The organism is Paeniglutamicibacter sp. GQ140, from assembly GCF_059759235.1.
This window is the reverse complement of sequence record NZ_JCAXDW010000002.1, coordinates 171,795-192,628: the sequence shown is the minus strand read 5'-3', so window position 1 is coordinate 192,628 and position 20,834 is coordinate 171,795. Positions and strand designations below refer to the sequence as shown.

Annotated in this window: 17 protein-coding genes; 12 read left to right on the top strand and 5 right to left on the bottom strand. The window is 68.0% G+C overall.

Annotation, left to right across the window (positions count from 1 at the left end):
- Nucleotides 1-329: 329 nt before the first annotated feature.
- The 5 genes from AC6CHY_RS03610 (at nt 330) to AC6CHY_RS03590 (ending at nt 4,859) form a co-directional block, all read left to right on the top strand.
- Entirely contained in the window at nt 330-1,682 is a 1,353-nt protein-coding gene (locus AC6CHY_RS03610; protein WP_498225515.1) for a hemolysin family protein, read from the top strand.
- Nucleotides 1,679-2,746, top strand: a complete 1,068-nt coding sequence (locus AC6CHY_RS03605; RefSeq protein WP_217389109.1) for a hemolysin family protein — start codon at nt 1,679-1,681, stop codon at nt 2,744-2,746. Before AC6CHY_RS03610 ends, AC6CHY_RS03605 begins: the two co-directional genes overlap by 4 nt.
- 67 nt (nt 2,747-2,813) lie before the next feature.
- On the top strand, nt 2,814-3,137 hold the full coding sequence (locus AC6CHY_RS03600) for a TroA family protein (protein WP_217389110.1): 324 nt from the start codon (nt 2,814-2,816) through the stop codon (nt 3,135-3,137).
- Nucleotides 3,138-3,177: 40 nt separating this feature from the next.
- Nucleotides 3,178-3,975 carry a metal ABC transporter ATP-binding protein gene (locus AC6CHY_RS03595; protein WP_217389264.1) on the top strand — a complete coding sequence of 266 codons (798 nt, stop codon included), beginning with the start codon at nt 3,178-3,180 and terminating at the stop codon, nt 3,973-3,975.
- 5 nt (nt 3,976-3,980) lie between these two features.
- Nucleotides 3,981-4,859, top strand: coding sequence for a metal ABC transporter permease (locus AC6CHY_RS03590; protein ID WP_217389111.1), 879 nt, complete (start codon nt 3,981-3,983; stop codon nt 4,857-4,859).
- 105 nt (nt 4,860-4,964) lie between these two features.
- Here the strand turns inward: AC6CHY_RS03590 and AC6CHY_RS03585 are convergent, their stop codons facing one another.
- Nucleotides 4,965-5,405, bottom strand: coding sequence for a Fur family transcriptional regulator (locus tag AC6CHY_RS03585; protein WP_217389112.1), 441 nt, complete (start codon nt 5,403-5,405; stop codon nt 4,965-4,967).
- A gap of 191 nt (nt 5,406-5,596) precedes the next feature.
- Between AC6CHY_RS03585 and AC6CHY_RS03580 the strand changes: the two genes are divergently transcribed.
- Nucleotides 5,597-6,274: an MBL fold metallo-hydrolase gene (locus AC6CHY_RS03580; protein WP_498225512.1), complete on the top strand. Its 678-nt coding sequence runs from the start codon at nt 5,597-5,599 to the stop codon at nt 6,272-6,274.
- 19 nt (nt 6,275-6,293) lie between these two features.
- On the opposite strand, the gene AC6CHY_RS03575 is transcribed toward AC6CHY_RS03580, so the two are convergent.
- Entirely contained in the window at nt 6,294-7,316 is a 1,023-nt protein-coding gene (locus AC6CHY_RS03575) for a PLP-dependent cysteine synthase family protein (protein WP_217389265.1), read from the bottom strand.
- 824 nt (nt 7,317-8,140) lie between these two features.
- A complete protein-coding gene (locus AC6CHY_RS03570; RefSeq protein ID WP_498225510.1) occupies nt 8,141-8,995 on the bottom strand; it encodes a S1 family peptidase in 855 nt (284 codons plus the stop codon).
- A gap of 656 nt (nt 8,996-9,651) precedes the next feature.
- On the opposite strand from AC6CHY_RS03570, the gene AC6CHY_RS03565 reads away from it, so the two are divergent.
- From AC6CHY_RS03565 to AC6CHY_RS03555, 3 genes are read left to right on the top strand one after another with little or no spacing between them, the layout of a single operon-like run.
- Nucleotides 9,652-10,506, top strand: a complete 855-nt coding sequence (locus AC6CHY_RS03565) for a sulfurtransferase (protein ID WP_498225508.1) — start codon at nt 9,652-9,654, stop codon at nt 10,504-10,506.
- A gap of 40 nt (nt 10,507-10,546) precedes the next feature.
- Complete coding sequence (locus AC6CHY_RS03560) at nt 10,547-11,347, top strand: alcohol dehydrogenase catalytic domain-containing protein (protein ID WP_498225506.1); 801 nt, start codon at nt 10,547-10,549, stop codon at nt 11,345-11,347.
- 9 nt (nt 11,348-11,356) lie between these two features.
- Nucleotides 11,357-11,785, top strand: a complete 429-nt coding sequence (locus AC6CHY_RS03555; RefSeq protein ID WP_498225504.1) for an HIT family protein — start codon at nt 11,357-11,359, stop codon at nt 11,783-11,785.
- Nucleotides 11,786-11,942: 157 nt separating this feature from the next.
- Here AC6CHY_RS03555 and hrpA read toward each other — a convergent pair whose 3' ends face one another.
- The gene (gene hrpA, locus AC6CHY_RS03550; RefSeq protein WP_498225502.1) at nt 11,943-15,941 is read right to left on the bottom strand and encodes an ATP-dependent RNA helicase HrpA; all 3,999 of its coding nucleotides are present in this window, start codon (nt 15,939-15,941) and stop codon (nt 11,943-11,945) included.
- Nucleotides 15,942-16,356: 415 nt separating this feature from the next.
- Between hrpA and AC6CHY_RS03545 the strand changes: the two genes are divergently transcribed.
- The 3 genes from AC6CHY_RS03545 (at nt 16,357) to AC6CHY_RS03535 (ending at nt 19,166) form a co-directional block, all read left to right on the top strand.
- Nucleotides 16,357-17,364 carry an ABC transporter substrate-binding protein gene (locus AC6CHY_RS03545; protein WP_217389118.1) on the top strand — a complete coding sequence of 336 codons (1,008 nt, stop codon included), beginning with the start codon at nt 16,357-16,359 and terminating at the stop codon, nt 17,362-17,364.
- 94 nt (nt 17,365-17,458) lie between these two features.
- Entirely contained in the window at nt 17,459-18,382 is a 924-nt protein-coding gene (locus AC6CHY_RS03540; RefSeq protein ID WP_217389119.1) for an ABC transporter permease, read from the top strand.
- Nucleotides 18,375-19,166 carry an ABC transporter ATP-binding protein gene (locus AC6CHY_RS03535; protein WP_498225500.1) on the top strand — a complete coding sequence of 264 codons (792 nt, stop codon included), beginning with the start codon at nt 18,375-18,377 and terminating at the stop codon, nt 19,164-19,166. Before AC6CHY_RS03540 ends, AC6CHY_RS03535 begins: the two co-directional genes overlap by 8 nt.
- Before the next feature lie 135 nt (nt 19,167-19,301).
- Here AC6CHY_RS03535 and cls read toward each other — a convergent pair whose 3' ends face one another.
- Nucleotides 19,302-20,810, bottom strand: a complete 1,509-nt coding sequence (gene cls, locus AC6CHY_RS03530; protein ID WP_217389121.1) for a cardiolipin synthase — start codon at nt 20,808-20,810, stop codon at nt 19,302-19,304.
- Nucleotides 20,811-20,834 lie beyond the last annotated feature (24 nt).

Sequence of the window (20,834 nt, the reverse complement as noted above, 5' to 3'; positions counted from 1 at the left end):
CGATCGGCCGCCGGAGCGCCGCGATGACGCCCCCGGCCGGTTTTCCGTCCCTCCGGCGGTCCCCGGGGCGCGGCGGCACCTCGTGCGCGTGGGATTGAAGATCGCATGTGCGCAAGTCGTAGTTCAGATACACTGAAAATGTTATGGACAGCCACTCTCTGTGCCGGCCAGTCGTGAAATCACGCGGTGCCGGCCACACATGTCATTGCCCGACCAATTCCGCTTCGCTATCGGAGCCTTCCAGTTGCGGGTACACACACCGTAGATTTCCGGGCCCCGGCACCGCCGCCTCCCGAATCCGATCCGCCCGCGGGGCGGTGAAACACTAGATGGAATGGTTGCTGCTGGCCCTGGGCCTGCTGCTGATCCTCGGCACCGGCTTCTTCGTCGCCGTCGAGTTTTCCCTGGTAGCCCTGGACCAGGCCAACGTCCAGGAAGCCGTCGATGCGGGCGACACCAAGGCCATTGCCCTGCTGCAGTGCCTGAAGTCGCTCTCCACCCAGCTTTCCTCCTGCCAATTGGGCATCACGCTGACGACGCTGCTCACCGGCTACGTCATCGAGCCCTCGGTGGGCAAGCTGCTCCAGGAACCGCTGGCCGCACTCGGCCTGGGCGACTCCGCGGTCCCGGTCAGCCTCGTGGTGGCCATGCTGCTGGCCACGCTGCTCTCGATGGTCATCGGCGAGCTGGTCCCGAAGAACCTGGCCATCGCCAAGGCCTTCGAGATCGGGCGCGCCGTGGCCCGCCCGCAGCTGGTCTTCACCGCCATCTTCAAGCCGGCCATCGTGCTGCTCAACGGCTTCTCCAACAAGGTGCTGCACCTGTTCGGCCTCGAGGTCAAGGAGGAGATCTCCGGGGCGCGATCCCCGGCCGAGCTGGTCTCCCTGGTCCGCCGCAGCGCGGAAATGGGCACGCTGGACAAGGACGCGGCACTCTTCGTTGACCGCACCGTGCGCTTCTCCGAGCGCTCGGCGGCCGACGTGATGACCCCGCGCACCAGGATGCGGACCATCGAGCACGACGCCCACGTCCAGGAGGTCATCGAGCTGGCCAAGCAGACCGGCTACTCGCGCTTCCCGGTCACCGACGGGTCGACCGACGAGATCAAGGGCGTCTGCCACGTCAAGACCGTCATCGCCATCCCGCGCGACAAGCGCGCCGGCAAGGAGGTCGGCGAGAACAAGACCCCGGTGATCTTTGTCCCCGAAACCGTGCACCTGGACACGCTGTTGGTGCAGCTGCGCAGCGCAAACCTGCAGATGGCCATCGTGCTTGACGAATATGGCGGAACCGCCGGAATGGTCACCTTGGAAGACCTGATTGAGGAAATCGTCGGCGAAGTCGCCGACGAGCACGACTCGGCCCTGCCCGAGGTCCGCCAGCTGCCCGACGGCTCCTGGCTGATCCCGGGCATGTACCGCCCCGACCAGCTCAACGAGCTCATCGGCGAGGTGGAGATCCCCGACGACGCCGCCTACGAGACCCTGGGCGGGTTCGTGATGGCCGAACTGGGCCGGATCCCGTTCCTGGGGGACGTGGTCGACACGGACGGCGGGATGTTCACCGTCACGGCGCTGGACAAGCGCCGCGTCGCGGAGCTGCATTTCGTGCCGCGGGAATCGAGCGCATCCAGTGCCTCCTCCGCCGCGAGCCCGGACGAGGCAACGGGGCGTGGGGCATGAGCGATATCGCCGGCCTGCTCTGGCTGATCGTCCTGCTGCTGGGCAACGCGTTCTTCGTGGCGGCGGAATTCGCCGTCATGTCAGCGCGCCGCTCCCAGATCGAGCCGCTGGCCGACGCGGGGTCCAAGAGCGCGATCCGCGCCCTGAAGGCCATGGAATCGGTGTCCATCATGCTGGCTGTCTGCCAGCTGGGCATCACGGTGTGTTCGCTGCTGATCCTGAACGTCGCCGAACCCGCCATCCACCACCTCCTGGTGGTGCCGCTGGAACTGCTGGGCGTCTCGGAGCCGCTGTCCGGGTCCATCGCCTTCCTGCTGGCCCTGCTCTTCGTCACCTTCCTGCACGTGACTTTCGGCGAGATGGTCCCGAAGAACATCTCCGTGTCGATGGCCGACAAGGCGGTGCTGCTGCTCGCCGGGCCGCTGCTGTGGCTCTCGGTGATCGTGCACCCGGTCGTGGTCACGCTGAACTGGATTGCGAACCAGTTCCTGCACCTGATGAAGATCGAGCCGAAGAACGAGGTGAACTCCGCGTTCACCGCCGCCGAGGTGCAGTCGATCATCGCCAGCTCCGCGCGCTACGGCACGTTGGAGGCCGACGACGCGCTGCGGTTGCGCCGGGCGCTGGAGTTCTCGGACCTCACCGCCGCGGGGACCATGGTCGCGCGCGACCGCGTGGTGACCCTGCAGCGCGGCACCACGGTGCAGGAGTTCGAGCGCACCGTGGGGCGGACCGGCTTCTCCCGCATCGTCATCGCCGAGGCCGGCGAATTCGAGGGCTACTGGCACATGAAGGACGTCATGGCGCTGCCCGACAGCCAGTACCACCGGCCGGTCTCGGGCATCGAGCTGCGTCCCATGGGCGTGGTGGCCCGCGATGCGGAGATCGAGGACGCGATGGAGCAGATGCGGGCCGACGGCAAGCACCTGGCCCGGGTCGTCGACGAATCCGGCGCCACGCTGGGGATCCTGTTCCTCGAGGACGTGCTGGAACAGCTGGTCGGGGAAATCGACGACCAGAACCAGAAGCGCGGCATCCGCAGGGAGAACCGCAGCGCCCAATAATGCGAATGACTCGCAATGGAGATAGGCTGGTGTCCTGCATGTCCCCGAAAGGCCCCGCACACTCCGCATGAACAACCCACTTCGCGCCCCCGGCGCCGCCGCCCCGATCTCGCTGCTCTCCGCCCGCTCCGGCACGGAGCCGGAAGCCGCGGGACGGCGGCAGGCGCCGGCCGCCGGCGCGGACGCGGTCCGGGCCCGTGGCGGTGCGGCGTTGAACGTGCAGACCCCCGGCCCGCGAGGAAAGCGGGTCCGCTCCCTGGCCCGGGGCCCCGCGGCCGCGACAGCGGGCACCGCGGTGCCCGGTCCGACCGAAACCCTGCCCGCCGGGCAGGACCACATCTCCTGGATGGACTCCCACGTGCGACAACTCGAGGTGGCCCTTGGCCACTGACACCAGCCCCGCGGCCCCGGCCGCCGAACCCGTGGTCAGCATGCGCAACGCCTCGCTGCGCTTTGGCGACCGCCTGCTCTGGGACGGCCTGGACCTGGACATCGCCCCGGGCGAGTTCCTGGCCGTGCTCGGGCCCAACGGCTCGGGCAAGACCACCATGCTGCGCACCCTGATGGGCCTGCAGGAACTCTCCGGCGGAACCGTGAAGATCGCCGGGAGGCCGGCGACCCGCGGCTCGCGGCAGGTCGGCACGATCCCGCAGCAGCGTTCCTTCGACGACAACACCCCGTTGCGCGCCCGCGACCTGGTCGCCCTGGGCATCGACGGGCACAAGTGGGGCATTCGCCTCAAGCGCAAGGCCATGCGCCGGCGCGTGGACGAGCTGCTGGAACTTGTCGGCGCCACCTCCTACGCCGAGCGGCCCGTCGGGGTGCTCTCCGGCGGGGAGCAGCAGCGCCTGCGCGCGGCCCAGGCGCTGGCCGACGACCCGCGCCTGCTGCTCTGCGACGAGCCGCTGCTCTCCCTTGACCTGCACCACCAGCAGGCCATCTCCGGGCTGATCCACCGGCAGGCCTGCGACCACGGCGCCGCGGTGGTCTTCGTGACCCACGAGATCAACCCGATCCTGCAATACGTCGACCGCGTGCTCTACCTGGCCGGCGGGCGCTTCCACATCGGGACCCCCGGGGAAGTCATGCGCTCCGAGGTGCTCTCCGAGCTCTACGGCGCACCCATCGAGGTCTTCGAGTCCAACGGCCGGATCGTGGTGGTGGGCATGCCCGAGACCGTGACCCACGCCAACCCGCAGCAACGCGCGCACCCGCTTCAAGGAGCCTAGGAACCATGGACCTATCCGAGATCTGGAGCACCGTCTTCAGCTTCGAAGACTACGCCGAGATCCTTCCGCTGGTCTCCAACTCGCTGATCGCCGGCGCCCTGCTGGGCCTGGTGGGCGGGATGATCGGCATCTTCGTGATGCTGCGCGACATGGCTTTCGCGGTGCACGGCATCGCCGAGCTCTCCTTCGCCGGCGCCGCGTTTGCCCTGCTGATCGGCACCAACGTCGTGGTCGGCTCGCTGGTCGGGTCGGTGCTGGCCTCGCTGCTGCTGGGGATCATGGGCGCCGCGGCCAAGGACAGGAACTCGATCATCGGGGTGCTGATGCCCTTCGGGCTGGGCCTGGGGATCCTCTTCCTGGCCCTCTACCAGGGCCGCAGCGCGAACAAGTTCGGCCTGCTCACCGGGCAGATCGTCGCGGTGGACACCGTGCAGCTGGGCGTGCTGGCCGTGTGCTCGGTGATCGTCATGGTGGCGCTGGTGGCCATGTGGCGCCCGCTGACATTCATTTCCGTTGACCCGGCCGTTGCCGCTGCCCGCGGGATTCCCGCCGCCCGGCTCTCGGTCGCCTTCATGGTGGTCCTGGGCCTGGCCGTGGCCCTGTCGATCCAGGTGGTCGGCGCGCTGCTGGTCCTGGCCCTGCTGATCACCCCGGCCGCGGCCGCCATCCGGGTGACCTCCAACCCGGTGCTGACCGTGAGCCTCTCGGTGGCCTTCGCGATGACCTCGGTGGTGGGCGGCATCCTGCTGGCCCTGGCCGGGTCGCTGCCGATCAGCCCCTATGTCACCACGATCTCCTTCCTCATCTACCTGGTGTGCCGGCTCATCGCCTGGCGCCGGGACCGCGTGCGGCACTCGGAGAAGATGGCGGCAGTCGCCGCATAGGCGCCGCCGACCCACCGCGGAAAACGCCGAAGGCGTGTGCACCTCCGAAATTCGGGGGCAGTGCACACGCCTTCGCGGTGTTTGGGGGCCGGTCTCCGGCGGGGCTCAGGCCCCGGCGCCGGCCGCCTTGGCCGCGGAGCAGGCGGGGCACAACCCGTAGATCTCCACGGTGTGCGTGGGTTCGGTGAATCCGTTTTCCTCGGCCACCCGGGCGGCCCACTTCTCCACCGCGGGGGCCTCGACCTCCACGGCCTTGCCGCAGTTGCTGCACACCAGGTGGTGGTGGTGGTGCTCGATGACGCACTGGCGGTACATCGCCTCGCCCTCGCTGTTGCGCAGCACATCGACCAGGCCGTCCTCGGCCATCGACAGCAGCAGCCGGTACACCGTGGCCAGGGAGACCTTGTCGCCCCCGTCCACGAGCCAGCGGTGGAGTTCCTGCGCCGTCACGAAGTCATCGACCTTCTCCAGCGCCGCATTCACTGCCAGTCGCTGCTTGGTCACGCGCTGTTCGGGACTGCGCCGCTCGGCCGCGGGATTCGTCATTTGTTGAAGCACTCCTTGTAGATCCGCACATTGTCCGTGGGTGCGTGCCGCGGCCACCGATTCCGGCGCCGCGCCGGGGCAACCGGTGTGGACACCTCGAGTTTACCAGCGGGTGCCCCGCCCGCCCGGCTCCGTGAAGCGGGAGCGCGGGCACTGGTGCACCGGGTGCCCGCGTGCCTAGGCTGGTGGCCATGGAGATCATCAAGTTCAACCACGCCTGCATCAGGGTGCAGGAGTCGAACCGGGCCCTGGCCATCGACCCGGGCGACAACTCGACCCTCGGCCAGGCGCTCGAGGGCATCGAGGCCATCCTGGTCACCCACGAACACGCAGACCACCTTGACCTCGGGCCGGTGCTGCGCGCGCTGGCGGGGAACCCGGCGCTCACCCTGCACGCCCCGGGCGCCCTGGCCGCCACGGTGCGCGCCGCCGCGGCGGCGGCCGGGGTGCCGGATGCGGAGGGGCGCATCCACGGGGTCGGTCCGGGCGCCACCTTCACGGCGGCGGGGATGGAGATCTCCACCCACGGGGGAATGCACGCGGTGATCCACCACGCACTGCCCGTGGTGCAGAACCTCGGGTACTTCATCGACGGCAGGCTCTACCACCCCGGGGACAGCTACCAGGTGCCCGAGGGCATCTCCGTCGAAACGCTGCTGGTCCCCGCGCACGCGCCCTGGGCGAAGATCGGGGAGACCATCGAGTTCATGTCCATCATCGGCGCGGCGCAAAACTTCCCCATCCACGACGGGCTGCTCAACGAGCGCGGGCTGGCCCTGGTGGACGGGCACCTGGGACGGGTTGCCGCCGAACGCGGGCTGGGCTACCGGCGCATCCCCAATGGCCAGGCCGTGTCCCTGGGATCCTGAGCGCCGCGGCCCCGGGCCGCTAGTCCCAGCTGCCGGTGGCCAGCAGCCGCTCGATCCGGCCGGTGTAGGGCGCCGGGTCCAGTCCGGCCGCCGCGAGCCAGCCGTCGTCGTAGTAGGAGGTGGCGTAGCGTTCCCCGTTGTCGCACAACAGCGAGACGACCGACCCCTTCTCGCCCGCGGCCAGCATGTTCGCCACGACCTGCCAGGCCAGCCAGAGGTTGGTGCCGGTCGAGGGCCCGGCGCACAGGTGCGCGAAGTCCTGCAGGTGGCGCATCGCGGCCACCGAGGCGGCATCGGGCACCGTGGCGAGGAAATCGATGACGCCGGGCACGAAGCTGGGTTCCGGCCGCGCCCGGCCGATGCCCTCGATGCGGCTGGGGGTGCCCGTGGCGGCGAGCGGGTCGCCGCCGGCGGTGGCCGCCTGCCAGGCCGGCAGGAACGCCGAGCCCTCGGGGTCCGCCACCGCCAGGCGCGTGGCATGGCGGTGGTAGCGGGCGTAGCGCCCGATGGTCGCCGAGGTCCCGCCGGTTCCCGCGCCCACCACGATCCAGGACGGCACCGGGTGCTCCTCCATGGCCAGCTGGCCGAAGATCGACTCGGCGATGTTGTTGTTCCCGCGCCAGTCCGTGGCGCGCTCGGCGTAGGTGAACTGGTCCATGTAGTGCCCCTGGGTGGCCGCGGCCAGCCGCTCGGACTCCGCATACACGGCCGAGGGGTCCTGCACCAGGTGGCAGGTCCCGCCCGTGGCCTCGATGAGCGCGATCTTCTCCGGGGAGGTGCCCGCGGCCATCACCGCGATGAACGGCAGGCCCAGCAGCTTGGCGTAGTACGCCTCGGAGACCGCGGTGGACCCGGAGGATGCCTCCACGATCGTGGTGCCCTCGGTGATCCACCCGTTGACCAGTCCGTAGAGGAACAGCGAGCGGGCCAGCCGGTGCTTGAGGCTGCCGGTGCGGTGCGTCGACTCGTCCTTCAGGTACAGGTCGATGCCCCACTCGCGGGGCAGGTCCAGCCGGTGCAGGTGCGTGTCGGCCGAGCGCATCGACTCGGCCTCGATGGTGCGGACCGCCGCATCGACCCACGCACGGGTTCCGGAGGGACGGGGCAGCGAAATCAGGGGCGAAGTATCCACCGTTCCACCCTACCCAAGCAACGGCCGGGGAACGGGCGGCGCCATGCCCGCCGCTCCGGCCCGAGGGATACTGGTCGAGCGGAACAACACCGGCGATCGCCGAAGAAGGAATCCGGGCGTAGGCCCTGTCCGGGATACCGACGCCACTCCCAAGAGCGGGGGCGGCGTCGGGCGCTTCTTCACCGGCGCCTCACGCCGGCCGCTAGGCACGAACCGAATCCAAACAAATGAGCATGGGATCCCTGGAAGAGATTCCGTCATGGGCCACCCATCGAAACCAATAGTTCACAGCCCGTCTCAAAGGCGCCTCATAGGCCGATCGACTTAAGTGATAACAGGCCGCCCTTCCCGGGCCGTGAATTAACGGCCGTTGGATTGCGGACACGGCCGTGGCCGTATCGCTAAGGGTGCCCGTCATACATGGAGAGGGGACACTGGCCGTGCCCGACGTGTGGGGCTGGAACGCCACCACGGGGACGTGGCAAGTTCAATTTGACCGCGTGGGGCGCCGACCAATACAGAGGCGCCGCTAGCGTCCCCGCACACACGACAGCAGATGCACGGGCCCTTGGATTCCCGCTCACATTTGCCGCAGACCAATACAAGAAACGGTCCAACTCAAGGTAAGCCAGACGCCCTCCCTGAACCCAGAGGAGGGTGTCTGGCTTAGCTTGACAAGACCGCGGCCGCCGCACACCAAAGTGAGGTTTCAGCGGTTGCGGAGTCCGCGGCAGTTACAGGTAAGGGGCCAGCCAGTCCTGCACCACGGGGATGTCCACTCGCTGATACCCACCGAGGTAACGGCAGTTCGAAGTGTACGTATAACTGGTCACTGCCACGAGATAGCCATTGAGAAAGACCGGACCACCGGAGTCTCCGAAGCAGGTCCCGCCGCCGCCGCGGCTATCGTTGGGGGTGCCCTGGAGTTGAAGGATCTGCGGCGTGAGCTTCTGTCCCGGAGATGTGGTGTAGCGGCGGATCAACGGGTAGGACATTGGCTGCGGCTTCTGCGGACCGGTCTCCGGCTTGCGCACCTCGGTGCCGTAGCCGACGACCTCGAAGATCGTCCGGTTCAAGACGGGCTGCCCAAACTGGTCCAGGTAATCCACCGGAGCGAGCATCGCCGGGGCGATGTTGGTGACCGGATCATCGAGCACGATGATTCCCACGTCGTTCCAGTTAGCCAAATCCGTAAAATCCGAATAGTCGGGATGCGCTATTGGTGTTCCCCACAGATAACCGGCCGCTTCGAGCTCTTCCGGGGTGTAGCCAATGCCCGGATCCGCTGCAACGGGTAACGGACTCGGGGGTTCCTCCGCGATCACTGATTCGAAGGTCACCAGCGTCACGCCGGCGGTTCCCTCGGTGCAGTGCGCCGCTGTGATCAGCACGGTCGGTGAAATCAGCGTCGCCGAGCACCGATACCGCAGGCCGTCCGCCAGGTCGTAGAAAACGATGAGACCGACGTTGGGGTGGAGGTTGCCGTCCGGCTGGCCGCCCGTGACCGCCGGTGCCGGCAACGCACCACCAACGACCAGTGTGAGGGTTGCCGCTACGACAAGCGCCAATCTTCTGAGGAGACGTTTCATCATCTTGCTCTTTCCATTGAGTAACTGGACAAGCTCATTGACGGACTGGCCTTAAGAACAGCACAGATCATCGAGTTTGGCGAGACTCTAACGGTTCGATCCAATGGGGAATCCACGAAGCGCGCATCCTTGTAGCCAAATCCGTTGATTCGTCCGTCAATCGGTTTGTCCGGCTCGGAATTTCGAAGCGTTCCGGAAGGGGGTCCTTGGCCAGCAGTACATGCGCCGAGGACTTCGGAAATTTCCAAAACAGCTGCCATTGGCACAGTCGCTGCGCGGCGCCACGGACATAGACATTAAGTTGACTCGCCGCGAGGTCAGGCTCAGCACTGGCGAGTCGGATTTGAGCGTGGTGCGTACCAGGCAAGGGATGGGCGTCGCCGCGGCAATTGGCAAGCTGCGCGGAAAGCAGGCCAAAGACTCCAACGCAGGATGCACACCTGGAATCCATTCACCGGGAGGGAAGGCACACTACTGTTGAAATTGCCGAACTCTTCGGCACAGGCCGGTTCGGCGTGTAGTGGGACAACAACCATGCGCGCCAAAGGGATGGCCGGTTGCGGCGTCGTTCGGCGTGCCGGAACCGTGCCGAGGAGCCGGGAGCCTCAAGGCCGTCGCCTTCGGGCAAGGACGACAGATACAAGGAGCGTGCACACGTGGGTGGACATCGGACATTGATCTCCGCGGGGGAACTGACACGGTTGCTGGAAGCGGACAGCGACACAGTGCTGCTGGACGTGCGCTGGGCCTTGGGCGATGATCGGGGCGCGGAGCAACACGCGGCCGGGCATCTGCCCGGAGCCGTCTTCGTTGACCTGGAGACCGAGCTCTCCGGCCCGCCGGACCCCGCCGAAGGCCGCCACCCGCTGCCCGCACCGCAGGACTTTGCCGCAGCGGCGCGTCGCTGGGGCATCAACGCGCACTCCACCGTGGTGCTTTACGACGCCACCGGGGCGCTGGCCGCGGCCCGCGGCTGGTGGCTGCTGCGCCACGCCGGGCTCACCGACGTCAGGGTGCTGGACGGGGGTCTGGATGCCTGGGTCGCCGGAGGGCACCGGCTGGAGTCCGGAGATCGCATCCCGGAGCCCGGGGACGCAAACCCGGGCTGGGGCCACATGCCGGTCATCGACATCGAGGCTGCCGCCTCGTTCCCCGACCATGGGATCCTGCTCGATTCCCGCGCCGCAGAGCGCTACAGCGGGCAGAGCGAGCCGATTGACCCGCGCGCCGGGCACATCCCCGGGGCACGCAACCGCCCGACGACGGAGAACCTCAAAGCTGACAAACGATTCCTGGATCCCGCCGAACTGGCCCGCGCCTATGTGCAGTTGGGTGTAGGCACCGGACCCGGGGCGCCGGAGGTGGCGGCGTACTGCGGCTCGGGGGTCACCGCGGCCCACCAGGTGCTCGCGCTGGAAACCATCGGTGTGCACGCTGCGCTATTTCCCGGCTCTTGGTCCCAATGGAGCGCGGATCCCGCCCGCCCCGAAGCGACAGGGTCCACCCCGTGAGCCGCTGGCCCGGTGCCGGCGGGCGCGGTAGGTTCGGATCATGATCGGACGTCCCAAGCCCCCGCCCCGTGATGCCGCCGCGCGGATCCGCGAGCATGCCGGCGCAGCAAGGTCCCCGGCGCCGGGCACCGCGCCGACGGTGGCCGCACTGGGCATCGCCGAACCCGGCGGGCTGCTGGTGCCGTTGCGGCTCCCGCACCGGGCCCCGGGTCCGGGTGAGGTGGCCATCGAGGTGAGGTACTGCTCCGTGTGCGCCTGCGACGTGCGCGCCGGCCGCGCGCAAGGGTCCACGGGCCTTCCCCTGGTGCCGGGCCACGGCATCGTCGGCGTCGTCGCCGAAACCGGGCCCGGGGTCCGAGAACTGGAACCGGGAACCCTGGTGGGCGTGGGCGCGGTGGTCGATGGCTGCGGCACCTGCGCCGCATGCCGCGGGGGCGCCGGGAGGGACTGCGTCCGGGCGGTGCCGACCTATGGGGCGCGTAACCCGCGCACCGGGGAGCACACCCGCGGCGGCTACGCCAAGCGCATCCTCGTGCACCGGGACTTCGTGCTGCACATCGCCCCCGAGCTTGAACCCGCGCGGGCCGCGGCCCTGTTCTGCCCCCGGAACCGGGCGCACGCCGTGCTGGGCCCCCACCCTGCGGGGGAGGGCACCGCGCCATTGGTAGGCTCGGAGGCGGAAACCCGCCGGCTGCCCGCATCCGGCGCGGAGGAGCTGCCGGCCGCCGACATCGAGCTGGTGGGCGCCGACGAGCTCAATGAGACATGGGAGCGGATTGCCGCCGGCCTGGGACACCGCATGTTTGTACTGGATCTCGCCACATGGGGCGGGAACGACTAGGGAGGGTGCATGAGCACGCTGTTTACCAAGATCATCGAGGGGGAAATCCCCGGCCGCTTTGTCTGGAAGGACGAGCACGCCGTGGCGTTCCTGACCATCGGGCCGATCACCCACGGGCACACCCTGGTGGTGCCGCGCGAGGAAGTCGACCACTGGGTAGATGCCCCGGCCGGGCTGATGAACCACCTGCTCGAGGTGGCCGGGAACATCGGCCGCGCCCAGGTGCGGGCCTTCGGCTCCGAGCGGGCAGGGCTCATGATTGCCGGGTTCGAGGTCCCGCACCTGCACGTGCACGTGTGGCCCACCAACTCGCTGGCCGACTTCGACCTGGCCCGGGCAGAGAGCAACCCGGACCCGGCAACGATGGACGCGAACGCGCAGAAGCTGCGTGAAGCACTGCGGGCCGACGGCCACGGGGAGCTGATCCCCGACGCCTAGACCCGGGGCCCGGACCCCGGGTCCGGATCCGACGCATGGACCGCGCCCCGGGCCCGGGAACGCCGGTTGCCCGGCCCGAACGCAGAACTGCCCGGGACGATCGCGAGATCGTCCCGGGCAGTCGTGCGTTGCCGGCTGGCCCGTGCCCCGGGAGCACCTACTTCGCCGCGGCCAGCCCCTCGCGCATCGCGGTGCGGATCCGCTTGGCGGAGACCGAGTAGGCGGTGCCCAGCTCCTGGGCGAAGAGCGAGACCCGGTACTCCTCCAGCATCCACTTCACCGCAGCAAGCGGGGCCGGTGTGCGCACCCCCGCCACCAGCTGCCCCAGTGCCGCGTCGTATTCGTCCTCCAGTCCCTGGATGTCCAGGGTCGCGGCGTTGTCGCGCGCCAGGTGCCCGGTGCCGAGCTTTTCCAGCCGCTTTTCGATGGCGGCGATGTAGCGCGGCAGCTGGGCCAGCTGCGCGTAGCCGGTGTTGGCCACGAAGCCCGGGTAGACCAGCTGCTCGAGCTGGGACTTCACGTCGTTCAGCGCGTTGACCAGGGCCAGCGAGGAGGCGGACTTCAGTTCCTTGTTGATCCGCCGGGTGCCGGAGAGCACCTTTTCCACGATGGCGGTGACCGCGAAGACGGTGTCGATCAGCTCGGCGCGGACCCGCTCGTAGAGCGCATCGAAGCCGGCCTTGTCAAAGGGCAGCGTCTCGGGGACCAGCCGGTCCACCGCCGCCATGGTGCAGTCCTGGATCAGCGAGGCGACCGACCCGTGCGGGTTTTGCGTGAACACCAGCTTTTCCTGGTTGTTCAGGTGGTCAAGGACGTACCGGGCGGGGGAGGGGACCTTGAGCAGCAGCAGCCGGATGACGCCGGTGCGGTGCGCGGCCAGCTGCTCGACGGGGTTGCGGAAGACCGTCAGGCGAACCGAGGCCTTCTCGTCCAGCAGCGCCGGGTAGGCGGCGACCTGCTGCCCGGCGACCTGGGTGACGACCTTGGGGGTGATGGCGCCGTTGATGCCCACCCCGGTGTCCCAGTCGGTCAGCCCGGTGCGTTCCCACACCGTGGTCGCCACCACCGGCACTCCGCCGGGACGCGATGCGGCGGCAGCGGGGGACTTGGGCCCCTGGCCCTTGGCACCCCGCCCCTTTTTCCCGTCGGAGGCCCCGGAGGTGCCGGCGGCCGGGCCCGTGGGCAGCGCCGCCCCGGGCTTGACGCCGAGGGAACGGGCCAGTGCCGAGCGGTTGGCCGCGGCAAGCGTCTGCTGCAGCACGGGCAGGTCCTGGGACTCGTCCAGGATCTTGGCGTCGGAGTCCACGACGGTGAAGGTGAAGCGCAGGTGGGGCGGCAGGGCCTCCCAGTTCCAGGAACCCGGGGGGATCACCACGCCCTTGAGCCGGCGCAGCACCAGCTCCAGGGAGGCGGCAAGGTCGTCGGTCTCCGGGTTGAAGTCGGCCTCCAGCGCGGCCACGGCGGTGCGGGCGACGTCGGGGGCCGGGACGAAGTTCTTGCGGATCGCCTTGGGCAGCGACTTGATCAGGGCGGTGACCAGCTCCACGCGCAGCCCGGGGATGAGCCAGCGGAAGCGCACGGGGTCAAGCTGGTTCAGGAAGAGCACCGGCACGCGCACCGAGACGCCGTCGGATTCCCCGGCGCGCGCGGCCGGGTTGTATTCGTAGACCAAATCCAGGTCAAGGGTGCCGTGGCGCCAGGTGCGCGGGAAGGCAGCCTCGTCCAGTTCGGTGGCATCGGCCTGGAGCATGTCCTCCGGGTTGAAGTCCAGCAGCGTCGGGTTCTCGTGCCGCGCGGCCTTCCACCAGCGGTCGAAGTGCCGCTCGGAGAGAACCTCGGGGCCCAGCTTCGAATCGTAGAACTCGAACAGGTCCTCGTCGCTCACGCGCAGGTCGCGCCGGCGCATGCGGGTCTCGAGTTCCTCAATGTCCTCGAGCACCCGGCGGTTGCGCGCGAAGAACTTGTGGTGGGTCTTCCAGTCGCCCTCCACCAGCGCGTTGCGGATGAACAGCTCGCGGCAGAGCTCCGGGTCCACCTTCGAGTACTGGATGCGGCGGCGCGGCACGATCGGCAGGCCGAAGAGCGTGACCTTCTCGTACCCCATGACCGCGCCGGAGTTCCGCGACCAGTGCGGTTCGGAGTAGCTGCGCTTGAGCAGGTCCCCGGCGACCTCCTCGACCCACTTGGGATCCAGCCGGGCCACGGTGCGTGCCCAGAGCCGGGACGTCTCCACCAGCTCGGCGGCCATGACCCACTCGGTGGACTTGCGCGACAGGGCGGAGCCGGGGAAGACGGAGAAGCGGGTGCCGCGCGCGCCGACGTATTCGCGCTTGCGCTCGTCCCAGGAGCCCACGTGCCCCAGCAGCCCGGTGAGCAGGGATATGTGGATGGCGTCCTCGTTGGCGGCGGGGTCCACCGGCTCGGGGGAGATCGCGATGCCCAGCGGCCTGGCCAGTTGGCGCAGCTGGGTGAACAGGTCCTGCCACTCGCGCACGCGCAGGTAGTTGATGTATTCGTTCTTGCACAGCCGGCGGAACGCGGAGGAGGAGAGTTCCTTCTGCTTTTCCTGCAGGTAGCGCCAGAGGTTCAGCAGCGAGGAGAAGTCGGACTTCGCGTCCATGAAGCGCTTGTGCATTTCGGCGGCGCGCTCGCGTTTGCCGGTTTCCTCGCTGGGTCGCTCGCGCGGGTCCTGGATGGACAGCGCGGCGGCGAGCACCATGACCTCCTTGGCGCAGCCGCGGGAGCCGGCCTCGACGATCATCCGGCCCAGCCGCACGTCCACCGGCAGCTGGGCCAGCGACTTGCCGACCGGGGTGATGGTGGCCTCGGTGCCGGTGTTCAGGGCGCCGAGCTCGCGCAGCAGCGCCACGCCGTCGTTGACCGACTTGGCATCCGGCGGCTGGACGAAGGGGAAGTCCGCGACGTCGCGCGCGGTGCGCACCACGCCCATGGAGCTCATCTGCAGGATCACCGCGGCAAGGTTGGTGCGCAGGATCTCCGGGTCGGTGAACGCGGGGCGCGACTCGAAGTCGTCTTGCGAATAGAGGCGGATGGCGATGCCGTCGGACACTCGCCCGCAGCGGCCCGAGCGCTGGTTGGCGCTGGCCTGCGAGACCCGTTCGATGGGCAGGCGCTGGACCTTGGTGCGGTGCGAGTAGCGCGAGATGCGCGCGGTGCCGGTGTCGATGACGTACTTGATGCCCGGGACCGTCAGCGAGGTCTCGGCGACGTTGGTGGCCAGCACGATGCGGCGGTTCTTCCCGGGGTTGAAGACCTGGTGCTGCTCCGCCAGCGACAGCCGGGCGAACAGGGGCAGGATCTCGGTCCCGGCCAGTCGCCGGTTGGTCTTCACCCGGGCGCGCAGCACCTCGGCCGCGTCGCGGATCTCGCGCTCGCCGGGGAAGAAGATCAGGATGTCCCCGGGCGCCTCGGCGGCCAGCTCGTCCACGGCCTCGGCGATGGCATCGAGCGGGTCGCGGTCCTCCGCCTGGGCGTCGGGGTCCAGCTCGTCCTCGTCCATGCCGTCGGCCGGGTTCAGCGGCCGGTAGCGCAGCTCGACGGGGAAGGTGCGGCCGGAGACCTCGATGATGGGTGCCGGCACCGGTTCCCCGCCCTCGGGCCCGGGGGCGGCGAAGTGCTCGGCAAAGCGCTGCGGGTCGATGGTCGCCGAGGTGATGACGATCTTCAGGTCCGGGCGCTTGGGAAGGATCCGGCGCAGGTAGCCGAGCAGGAAGTCGATGTTGAGGCTGCGTTCGTGGGCCTCGTCGATGATGATCGCGTTGTATTTCTTCAGCAGCTTGTCGCGCTGGATCTCCGCCAGCAGGATGCCGTCGGTCATCACCTTGACCTTGGTGGCGCGGGAGACCTCGCCGGTGAAGCGCACATGGAAGCCGACGTCCTCGCCGATCTTCGTGCCCAACTCCTCGGCGATGCGCTCGGCCACGGTGCGCGCTGCCAGGCGGCGGGGCTGGGTGTGCCCGATCATCCCGCGTTCGCCCATGCCCAGTTCCAGCAGCATCTTGGGCAGCTGGGTGGTCTTGCCGGACCCGGTTTCACCGGCGACGATGACCACCTGGTTGTCCTTGATGGCGGACATGATGTCATCGCGTCGCGCGGAAACGGGAAGGGCTTCGGGATAGGAAATCGTCAGGGCCATGATGACCCAAGTCTATGCCAGCGGCGCCGGGATCCGGTGCCCGCCCGGCCTCCGGGGCGGACCGCTGGCCGGACGTCGCGGATCCCGCCCGGGGCCGCCGCTTTCCCGGTCCTTGACCTGTCAAAACGCGGTTTTGTCCACGGTACCGTCTGGTTCTCGCCACGAAGGGATACCAATTGTCCGTTTATCGATCGCTATTGACGAAAGATGCGTGGCAAGATGATCAAAGAACCACTTTTTGTCTTGCAATTCAGGGTAGATGGAAGAAATGTGAGTAGCTTCACATGTAGTATCGAAGCAATTCATGAGGAGAACATCCTGCCGATCGGCAGGGGATGTACAAATCCTGAAATTGCCCGGAATTGGCCATCACCGAACGCCAGGCATGACACTCGCACGTCATGAAAGGAACACAATGAAAATCTTCAAGTCCGTCCAGATCGCAGCCTCGGTCGCAGCCACCGCCCTGGTGCTCACCGCCTGCGGCGGGTCCAGCACCCCGGAGGCCACCGGTTCCGCGGCCCCCGCCGGCCCGGTGACGATCGGCATCGCCCAGTACGTGTCCCATCCGTCGCTTGACGCCGTGGTCACCGGATTCAAGAAGGGCATGGCGGAGGCCGGCTACACGGGCGACGACAAGGTCAAGTACGACTTTGCCAACGCGCAGGCCGACCAGGCCACCAACACCTCCATCGTCGGCAAGTTTGCGTCCGACAACGACATGGACCTGGTCCTGGCCGTCGCCACCCCGACCGCGCAGGCGGCCGCCCAGTCGATCACCAACATCCCTGTCGTGTTCTCCGCGGTCACCGATCCGCTGGAAGCCAAGCTGGTCTCCAGCCTCGAGGCACCGGGCGCCAACGTCACCGGCACCTCGGACAAGAACCCGGTGAAGGAGCAGCTGGAGCTGCTGAAGAAGATCAAGCCGGAAGCCAAGTCCGTCGGCATCGTCTACTCCTCGGGCGAGGTCAACTCCGGCGTCCAGGTCCAGTGGGCCAAGGACGCCGCGGCCGAGCTGGGGCTGACCATCGAGGAGAAGGCCATCTCGGCATCCTCCGAGGTCCAGCAGGCCGCATCGGGCCTGGACGTCGACGCGTTCTACGTCCCGACCGACAACGCCGTGGTTTCCGCCCTCGAGGGCCTGCTGCAGACCGCCCAGGAACGGAAGATTCCGGTGATCGCGGCGGACGGCGAATCCGTCAAGCGCGGCGCCACCGCCACCTACGGCCTGAACTACGAGAAGCTCGGCGAGCAGACCGCGGCCATGGCCGTGAAGCTCCTCAAGGGCGAGGCCGAAGCGGCAACGATGCCGGTTGAGACCATCACCCAGGTCGAGCTGTACCTCAACACCGCCGCGGCGGAAAAGATCGGCCTGACCTTCCCGGAGGACATGCTCTCCGAAGCGGCCCAGACCTACAAGTAGGCCCGACCGCAACAGCGATCCATCCGGTGGCCGGTCGGCTTGATCCCGACCGGCCACCACCATTTACCCAACTCCCAAAACGCTAGGATCCACCATGATCACCGCGGTTGAACTAGGCCTGATCTACGCGATCATGGCACTCGGGGTCTACCTGACCTTCCGCATTCTCGACTTTCCCGACCTGACCGTCGACGGAAGCTTCACCACCGGCGCGGCCGTCGCGTCAATCTCGATCATCAATGGCGTCAACCCGTTCCTGGCAACGGCGTTCGCCTTCTTCATCGGCGCAGCCGCCGGTGTCATCACCGGGCTGCTGCACACCAAGGGCAAGATCGACGGCCTGCTGGCCGGTATCCTGACCATGATCGCCCTGTATTCCATCAACCTGCGGATCATGGGCAAGGCGAACCTCCCGCTGCTGGGCGAGACCACGGTGCTCACCTTCCTGCGCGAGAACCGGCTGCTGGGCACCTGGGTCTCCGTCGGCCTGATGTTCCTCGGCTGCCTGGTGGCGGTGGCGGTCATCGTGTGGTTCCTGCGCACCGACGTCGGCCTGGCCATGCGCGCCACCGGCGACAACGAGGAAATGATCCGCTCCCTCGGGGTGAACACCGACAACCAGAAGATCCTCGGCCTGGCGCTCTCCAACGGCCTGGTCGGCATTTCAGGCGCGGTCATCGCCCAGTTCCAGGGCTTTGCCGACATCGGCATGGGCATCGGCGTCATCCTGATCGGCCTCGCGTCGGTCATCGTGGGCCAGGCCATCTTCGGCCAGAAGTTCATCTGGATCGCCGCCCTGGCCGTCGTCTTCGGTTCGGTCGCCTACCGCCTGGTCATCCAGCTGTCGCTGCAGGCCGGACTGGAAGTCAACGACATGAAGCTGATCTCCGCCGTGCTGGTCGTCATCGCACTGCTGCTGCCGCAGTGGAAGGGACTCGGGAAGTTCGCCAACCGCATCAGCATCCGCAGCAAGTCGATCACCACCGAGGACAAGAAGGAAGTGGGCGTCGATGCTTGAGATCACCAGCCTGAACAAGACGTTCTTCCCCGGGACCGTCAACGAGCGCAAGGCCCTGCGCAACATCAACCTGACGCTCAGTGACGGCGAGTTCGTCACCGTCATCGGCTCCAACGGCGCCGGCAAATCCACGGTGCTGAACATGGTCGGCGGCAAGCTGCGTCCCGACACCGGGACGGTGCGCGTCGGGGGCAAGGACGTGACCCGGCTTGCCGACCACTCCCGCGCCAGGTACATCGGCCGGGTCTTCCAGGACCCCATGGCCGGCACCGCGCCGAACATGACCATCGAGGAGAACATGGCCCTGGCCCTGGGCCGCGGCACCTTCCGCGGCCTGGGCTTTGGCGTCACCAAGCGCAAGCGCGAGCAGTTCGTCGAGGAACTGCGCTCCCTGGAACTCGGCCTGGAAAACCGGCTCAAGGCCAAGGTCGGGCTGCTCTCCGGCGGCCAGCGCCAGGCGCTGAGCCTGCTCATGGCCACGTTCTCCGGACCGAAGATCCTGCTGCTCGACGAGCACACCGCCGCCCTTGACCCGCAGCGCGCCGCGCTGGTGGCCCGCCTGACCGAGGAAATCGTCGTGCGCCACCAGCTGACCACCTTGATGGTCACGCACAACATGGAACAGGCCCTGCGCCTGGGCACGCGGCTGATCATGATGCACGACGGCCAGGTCATCCTGGACCTGGACTCGGAACAGAAGGCGCAGATGACCGTTCCGGGCCTGCTGCACGAGTTCGAGAAGATCAAGGGCGCCCAGCTCGATGACCGGACCATGCTGCAGTAATCCGGCCCACGCCCCGGCGCCCGCCTCCCCGCGGAGGTGAAGCGCCACCCGGGGGCGGTGCCGCCTGCGTCCAGCCGAACCCGGAAGCCGGGGAGGGCCGGCGCCGGCGGTGCCGCCCCCTTTGGCTTGCCCCGGCTACTGCAGGGCCGAGGTCAGCCGCGCCAGGTTGTCCAGCACCGTGGAGCGCAGCGGCTGCCTGAGCCATTCCTCGAGCGTCAGCAACCGGCTGACCTCGCGGTATTCGTCCTCGACGTCGCGCATCTGCGCCACGAAGCCGGCGTCGCGCACCAGCATCGAGACCTCCATGTTCAGGCCGAAGGAACGCATGTCCATGTTGCTGGAGCCGATCAGCGCCGTCTCGTCGTCGATGGTGAAGTGCTTGGCGTGCAGGATGTACGGGGCCGGGTAGAGGTAGATCCGCACCCCGGCGCGCAGCAGTTCCTCGTAGTACGAGCGCTGGGCGTGGTAGACCAGCGCCTGGTCCCCGACCTCCGAGACGAACAGGTCCACCGGGACCCCGCGCGCCACCGCGGAGGTGATCGCATACATCAGCGACTCGTCGGGCACGAAGTAGGGCGAGGTGATCACGATGCGCCGCTGGGCCGCGTGGATCAGCCCCAGGAAGAGCCGCAGGTTGTTCTCGCGCTCGAACCCGGGGCCCGAGGGGACCACCTGGGTGAGCATCGTGCCGAACTCCGCGCGGTGGTCGATCAGCGCGCCGCTGAGCCGGCCCAGCGAATCCCCGCCGGCCACCAGCTCGGCCCGCCGCACGCCCTCGAGGATGACCTCGCCGGTCTCGGAGTACCAGTCGGAGATGAACACCGCGTCCAGCGTGGCCACGCCCGGTCCGCGCAGCTCCACGACCAGCTCCTTCCACTTGAGCCCGCGCTTGATGTTCTTCTTCACGTTGTAGTCGCGCGAGATCATGTTCAGCGAACCCATGTAGCCGACGGTCCCGTCAACGACGAGGATCTTGCGGTGGTTGCGCAAATCGGGGCGCTGGAACTTGCCCTTCAGCGGCTGCAGCGGAAGCATCAGGGTCCAGTGCGCGCCCATCGCATCCAGCCGGGCCTTGGTGGCGGCGTGGTGGGCCTTGCCGCGCGAGGCCCAGTGGTCAAGCATCACGTTCACGCGCACCCCGCGCCCGATCGCGCGCTCCAGCGCGTCGAAGAATCCGGCGGTGGCCGCGTCAAGGCTGAGGATGTAGAACTGCACGTGGACGTAGTCGCCGGCCGATTCGACGGCGTCGGTCATGGCCTGGATGGTCTGTTCGTAGTCGCCCAGTAGCCGCCCGGAATTCCCCGCCAAAAGGGGCATGCCCCCGTACCTGGTGTTCATCTCGACCAGCGAGTTGAACCAGGCGGGGTTGTTCCCGTGGGTTTCGTCGTGGCGTTCCTCGGCGCTCACCGCGCGCATGAACGTGTTGATCTCCTCCTGCACCTCGCGGCGCTTGCGCGGCAGCTTGGGGGACCCGATGAGCAGAAAGGCGATGACCCCGAAATAGGGGATCAGGAAAATGGCCAGCAACCACGCCATGCCGGAGGTGGGGCGGCGGTTGCGGGGAACGAAGATCACGGCAAGGACGCGGATGGCCAAATCCAGAACCACCAGGGCGGTTGCCCACCACCAGGCACCAGTAAACATGTAGCAACCTTCCCAGAAATCCGC